Source organism: Mycolicibacterium novocastrense, assembly GCF_001499835.1.
GTDB lineage: Bacteria > Actinomycetota > Actinomycetes > Mycobacteriales > Mycobacteriaceae > Mycobacterium > Mycobacterium novocastrense.
Genome location: NZ_LQIH01000027.1, coordinates 38,140 through 44,317, shown reverse-complemented (window position 1 = coordinate 44,317; position 6,178 = coordinate 38,140). Strand labels below are relative to the sequence as shown.

General features: G+C 65.6%; 6 protein-coding genes. 5 read left to right on the top strand and 1 reads right to left on the bottom strand.

Translation table 11 applies throughout. The annotated features are described in order from the left end of the window. On the bottom strand, positions 1 to 1,129 hold a 1,129-nt coding region (locus AU072_RS18845; RefSeq protein ID WP_064415214.1), incomplete at its 3' end, for a DUF7159 family protein. Positions 1,130 to 1,327: 198 nt separating this feature from the next. On the opposite strand from AU072_RS18845, the gene AU072_RS18840 reads away from it, so the two are divergent. The 5 genes from AU072_RS18840 to AU072_RS18820 are packed head-to-tail and all read left to right on the top strand — an operon-like array spanning position 1,328 to position 6,172. After that, positions 1,328 to 2,224, top strand: coding sequence for a glycoside hydrolase family 26 protein (locus AU072_RS18840; RefSeq protein WP_235629861.1), 897 nt, complete (start codon positions 1,328 to 1,330; stop codon positions 2,222 to 2,224). Then, positions 2,221 to 3,459, top strand: coding sequence for a PP2C family protein-serine/threonine phosphatase (locus tag AU072_RS18835; RefSeq protein WP_064415213.1), 1,239 nt, complete (start codon positions 2,221 to 2,223; stop codon positions 3,457 to 3,459). The genes AU072_RS18840 and AU072_RS18835 overlap by 4 nt, the downstream gene beginning before the upstream one ends. Continuing rightward, complete coding sequence (locus AU072_RS18830) at positions 3,456 to 5,426, top strand: glycosyltransferase (protein WP_064415212.1); 1,971 nt, start codon at positions 3,456 to 3,458, stop codon at positions 5,424 to 5,426. The genes AU072_RS18835 and AU072_RS18830 overlap by 4 nt, the downstream gene beginning before the upstream one ends. Beyond that, the gene (locus AU072_RS18825) at positions 5,423 to 5,755 is read left to right on the top strand and encodes an STAS domain-containing protein (protein ID WP_064415211.1); all 333 of its coding nucleotides are present in this window, start codon (positions 5,423 to 5,425) and stop codon (positions 5,753 to 5,755) included. The genes AU072_RS18830 and AU072_RS18825 overlap by 4 nt, the downstream gene beginning before the upstream one ends. A 9-nt stretch (positions 5,756 to 5,764) precedes the next feature. Then, positions 5,765 to 6,172, top strand: coding sequence for an ATP-binding protein (locus tag AU072_RS18820; protein ID WP_067392537.1), 408 nt, complete (start codon positions 5,765 to 5,767; stop codon positions 6,170 to 6,172). Positions 6,173 to 6,178: the final 6 nt, after the last annotated feature.

The window sequence follows — 6,178 nt, the reverse complement described above, 5'->3', positions numbered from 1 at the left end:
GCGGTTGCGGAGGCGGGACGTAAGCAGGTGCCGGCGGCGGCGCGTACACCGGTGCCGGTGGCGTGTACGCCGGGGCGGTGTCGGCGGGGGCCGGCGGCGAGTAGGCGGGTTCGGGTGCGGTGTACGCCGGCGCGGGCGGGATGTAAGCCGGTGGTTCGTAGATGGGTTCGGCCGGAGGAGCCGCGGGCGGCGGCGGAGGGGCGGCCACCGCGATGGTCTGCGCGACGACAGGCCTCGCCTCGGCCGGGGTGGTGGCCTTCTTGCTGTGGATCTCGTTGTCGACCGGCCGCGGCGCCTCTTCCGCGACGGAAACGGGGTCCTCCTCCGCGGCGCGCGCGCCCTGATTCGTCGACGCGCTGTCACCCGTCAGGCTCAAGCCGACCGCCGTCGAGGTCGACACCACGAATGTCACCACGGCGGCGACGAGGACCGACGCCAGCGCCCCGACCCGCGACGGCCCCTTCGCCACGGTGGCGTCCAGGCTGTTGACCGCACGCGCCGATGCCAGCGCCGCTCCGCGCGCAAGTGCCAGGTCTGCCTCGGCCGCGGAGAACACCGGGGAGTCCGTCACGTCGCCGAGCGTCGAGGTGATCAGCTCGAGATCGCGTGCCGACCCGACCACGAAGATGGCCTGCGGTCGCCACTCGTTGAGCTCGAGCATGGCGATCACGCTGCTGGGCAGCTCGACGACGTCCGCGCCGTCAAGGGGTCGTGCGATGCGATCGACGGTGACCCCCTCGCCGTCGACCATCGCGACCACCGCGGCGTCGGGCTCCACGATGCACACCGCGACGTCGTCGTAATCGGCGATGTCGGCGATGCCCGCCGCCAGCACATCGCCGGCTTCCAGCTCGGAGATCGCGATCGCGTTGCCGTAACCCCGCGCGGTCAGGGCCTCCAGGACACCGGACGCCACGGCTTCGGCCTCGTTGGTCCAGGTGACGCCGATCGCGTGGATCGGGCTGTCGACGACATCGGCGAGCGCCACGTTGAGCAGATCGTCGGGATCGACGTCCGCGTCGAAGTCGAACGATCCGCGGTCGACGGTGGCTCCTTCGCCGGTGGCGCCCTCCACGAGCACCCACCGAACCGTGCTGGACGTCATCGACAGGCCGAGCACGAGGTCCATATCGCGTCCCCGTTCTTGCGGTGAATCAGGCTCTGAGGTTACCTCTCGCCTGACTCGGTACCCACTCAGCCGCCGCATCCAACGGTTGCGGCGGGGCCACGTATCCGACGAATGTGGCGGTGGCACGATGTGGAGTTTGCGACGATGGCGCGCGGGGGAAACATTTGCGTCACCGATGTGTGTGAGGGGGAGCAATCCGTGGACCCGCCGGCCGAGACGATTTCGGACCCGGAATCTCGAGTGCGCACCTCGTGCCTGCGCTTCGGGGTGAGCGCGCCGGGCGGGTTCACGGCGGGGCGCGAGCTACAAGCGGTGGCCGATGCGGTCGGACACCGGCCCGAGCTGGTGATGGCGTTCGAGGATTTCTTTGCTCTACCCCCGGTGCCCGCGATGGCTCTGGTGGCGTACAGCGGCGCCGATCCCATCGTGTCCTGGGAGCCGTGGTGCTGGACGGACGATCGGTCACCCGCCGTTGTGAAATCGCTACTCGCGGGTGCCCTCGACGACTACATCTACCGCTGGGCCGACGAGTTCTGCGAATGGGGGCGCCACGTCTTCATCCGGCTGGCGCACGAGTTCAACGGTGACTGGTACCCCTGGACACCTGCATGCGGTACTTCGCCGTCGGCGTACATCAGCGCGTGGCGGCACGTGCACGACATCTTCACCGAACGCAACGTCGCAAACGTCGACTGGATATGGGCGCCCACGGTCGGTGGCGCCGGAAGGCTTGCGGACTGGTATCCCGGCCATGAGTACGTCGACGTTCTGGGGATCGACGGATACAACTGGGGGACCTGCCTGTCCTCGACGAGCTGGGTCGATCCCGATCAACTGTTCGGAGCCGCCCTCGACGAGCTGAGAGCGATCGCCGCGGACAAGCCGATCCTGATCGCGGAAGTCGGTTGCGCCGAGTCCGGCGGCTGCAAAGCCGAATGGATCGAGCGCTTCCTGGAATTCCTCCGGCTTCAGCGCGATGTGATCGGTTTCGTCTGGTTTGACCATGACAAGGAGACGGACTGGCGGATCGAGAGCACCCCGGAGTCCGCGGCCGCGATGGCCGCGGCGATGCGGTATGCGCGGTTGCTGTCATGACATCGGACGTAGTTCACGACCGCTTCGCCCTCCCGGCCGACGTGGAGGAGCAGCGGCTTCACTCCCTGACGCAACTGGACATCCTCGACACCCCGGCGGAAGAGCGGTTCGACCGGATCATCCGCATGGCCCAACTGATTTTCGAGGTGCCGAGGGCATACATCAACTTCATCGACCGTGACCGCCAATGGTGTAAGCAGGCGGTGGGCGAGGGCCTTGAGATCAGCGGACCTCGCGAGACCTCGGTGTGTCGGGCCACCATCGCGCGAACCTATGACAAACCGTCAGAACCGGCCCTGATCGTCGACGACCTCACCGCTGAACCGGAATTCGCCGCGCTGCCCGCGATCGCAGCCGAGGGCGGGATCCGGTTCTACGCCGGGTATCCGCTGTTCGGTCCCGGCGGCCATGCGGTCGGCACGTTCTGCATCTACGACTTGAAACCGCGTTCACTCGACGCCCGACAGCGCGAGGTGTTCCGTCAGCTCGCCGTATGGGCGCAACGCGAACTCGAACGGTCCGACGACTTGGAGAGGGCGGCCGCCATCCAGCGGCTGCTCCTGCCGCCGGAGATCGGCGACCTCCCGGGCTATTCCGTCTGTGCGATGTGTTCGCCCGCCTTCGCGGTCGGCGGTGACTTCTACGATTACTACGCTGTGCAGCGCGGCGCCGTGCTCACCGTCGCCGATGTGATGGGCAAGGGATTGGGGGCGGCGCTGCTGACCGCCAGCGTCCGGTCGGCGCTGAGGGGCGCGTCGCGCGCCGTCGACCAGGTCGCACACGATGCAGACTTGTCGGCGGCAATCAACTCGGTCGCCAGTCAACTGGCCGAAGACTTCAGTCGCACAGAGACCTTCGTGACGATTTTTCATGCCCGGCTGGACACGATGACCGGCCGGGTGCAGTACGTCGACGTCGGCCACGGAATCGCCGCGGTGTTGAGGCGAACCGGGGAGGTCGAACGCTTATCCGCAGGTGGGCTACCGATGGGTGTCGTACCCGACGACACCTGGGGAACACAGGAGACGATGTTGGAGCCGGGAGACATGCTGGTGGTTGCCTCGGACGGGTCGCTGGACTTGCTGGGGCGCTCAGCCGTTGAGCAGGACATTCTGAATTTCGTTGCCGCTCACGCCCAGCCGGGTGAACTCTGTGCCGCGGTGGGCGCCTTGACAACCAGGAAGCCGCCGCTCGACGACGTGACCTTGATCGCGGTACGCCGGGACGGACCGTGACACACAGGCATTCGTCCGAAGGAACCACGCCGTCACCGTGGCTGCGACTGCTGATCGTGCTGACGGCGGCGTTGGGCATCAATTACGTCGTTTGGCGATGGCTCGCCTCGACGAACTGGTCGGCGTGGTGGATCGCCGTCCCTCTCGTGCTGGCCGAGACCTACAGCCTCATTGACTCGCTTCTGTTTGGCATGACGATGTGGCGATTGCGTCGGCGGCCTCCGCCGCCACCGCCTCCCGAGGGCGCGACGGTCGACGTGTTCATCACCACGTACAACGAGCCCATCGACATGGTGATCGCGACAGCCGAAGCAGCGCAGCGCATTCGGTATCCACACCGGACCTACATTCTCGACGACGGGGAACGCGACGAGTTGGCGCAGGCGGCCGCCGAACGCGGGATCAGTTATCTGGTCCGGTCGTCGCATTGGCTGGACAAACCGCGTCACGCGAAGGCCGGGAACTTGAACAATGCGCTACTCGAGACCGACGGTGAGTTCATCCTGATCCTCGACGCGGACCAGGTTCCTGAGCCGGAGATCCTCGATCGAACGCTGGGTTACTTCCGTGACGAGAAGATGGCGTTGGTGCAGACGCCGCAATACTTCGTCAACGTCCCGTTCTCCGACCCGCTGGGCAGCCAGGCGCCACTGTTCTATGGTCCGATCCAGCAAGGCAAAGACGGTTGGAATGCTGCCTATTTCTGCGGATCCAACGCCGTTCTGCGACGCGATGCGCTGATGCAACTCGGTGTGACCGGCTATGTGCGCGCGGTTGAAGACGGCATCAAACGCGCGCTCTACACCTCCCGCAAGATCCTCAAACAGGCCAAGCGCAAGATCGGCAGGGACCAACCGGACGTGCTGGCCGCCCTGACGAGCGTCGAGGACGCAGTGCACGAGTCCCGTGCCGCGCTCAAGAACAAGCAACCGCTGGCCGACATCACCTACCTCTTTCAGCAACGCGTCGACGCGGCGGCAAAGAGCTTGGTGGATGCCGACGTCAGCGCCATGCGCGCCGATCTCGATGCCATCGCCGCGCTGAGTGGGCAGCGTGAACAACTCGACACCGCAGTCATCTTCGACGACGAGGCGCTGGAATCGCTGGCCGGACGGGACTGGTCACCGTTGGGGGCCCTGGAGTCGATCCGCACCATGATCCGCGCGGTCGACGTCGGGAGGGACGACGAGGCCCAGCCGATGCTGCCGATGGCTACCATCTCCGTGACCGAGGACATGGCCACCTGCATGCGCATGCACGCGCTCGGGTGGAAGTCGGCCTACCACCACGAAATCCTGGCCAAGGGGCTGGCGCCCGACGACGTGCGAACCATGCTCACGCAGCGGCTGCGTTGGGCACAGGGCACGATTCAGGTGATGCTCAAGGAGAACCCACTGTTCGTCAAGGGGCTGAGCATCGGACAGCGCTTGATGTACTTCGCCACGATGTGGAGCTACCTGGCCGGTTTCGCGGCGTTGGCCTACATCGCCGCCCCGGCAATCTTCCTGATCTTCAACGTCATGCCGGTGCAGGCATACAGCTGGGACTTCTTCGGGCGGTTGATTCCGTTCCTGATCCTCAATCAGCTCCTTTTCATCGTCGTCAGTAGGGGTACGCCGACATGGCGTGGCCAGCAGTACAGCCTTGCGCTGTTCCCGGTGTGGATCAAGGCATGTATCACGGCATTTCGCAATGTCTACTTCGACCGGCCGCTCGGCTTCGCGGTGACGCCCAAGACGCGGCAGGGTGCGGGTGCCATCCCGTGGGGATTGGTGAAATGGCAGATCGCTGCCATGGTGCTGCTGGTGGTCGCCTCGGTCATCGGGATCGTCCAGTTGTATTTCGGCGCAATCTCGGTGCTGGGCGTCGGAGTGAATCTATTCTGGGTGCTCTTCGACCTGATCATCCTGAGCGTCGTGTTCCAGGCGGTGCGGTATCGCGGCCATGAAGCGGAAGGTGAGAAGTGACCGGATCGACTAGGCGTACAACAGCTTCGGGCGCAGTGGTGGTAAAGCCCGAGGGGCGGCTGAACATGGTGGCGGCGCCGGCGCTGCGCAAGGAACTACACGGCCTCATCGAGGACGGCAACACCCGGCTGGTCGTGGATCTGTCGGCAACGGAGTTCATCGACTCGTCGGGGCTCGGGGCGCTGATCTCCGGCCTCAAGCTCGCGAGGCAGGCGGGCGGGGATCTGAGAATCGCGGCGCCCACGACGCAGGTGGAAACCGTGTTGTCGCTGACGAACCTGGACCGAGTGCTGCGCGCACATCCCACAGCCGATGCCGCATTCGACTAGAAGCGACCGATGATGCAGAATCCCACCGCCGTCGTCGAAATGGCCACCGGACCCGAAACCCTTGCAGCCCTGCACGAAACATTGGACGAGGTGTGGCAGAGGCATGACATTCCCGATGGGACCCGGATGTCGATGGATCTGGCGGTCGGAGAGATCGGCGCCAATATCATCGAGCATGCTGGGGGCGGCCAGTCGGTGCGGTTACGAATGGAGGTCACGGTCTCACCGACCGAAGTGATCGCCACCCTCATCGACGACGGCGGACCGTCCCCCGTCGACCTCAGTCAAGTGGAGCTGCCCGACGAACTCGCGGAAAGCGGCCGGGGGCTGGCCATCACGCTGAGGGTGCTCGACGAGCTGTCCTATCGGCGCGAGGAAACCGGTAACCGCTGGACATTGGTGTCGCGTCTGCACTGACCGGGA

Excerpts from the sequence above, each read along its gene's own strand:
- AU072_RS18835 (WP_064415213.1), top strand. The coding sequence starts at position 2,221 with ATGACATCGGACGTAGTTCACGACCGCTTCGCCCTCCCGGCCGACGTG.
- AU072_RS18820 (WP_067392537.1), top strand. The coding sequence starts at position 5,765 with ATGATGCAGAATCCCACCGCCGTCGTCGAAATGGCCACCGGACCCGAA.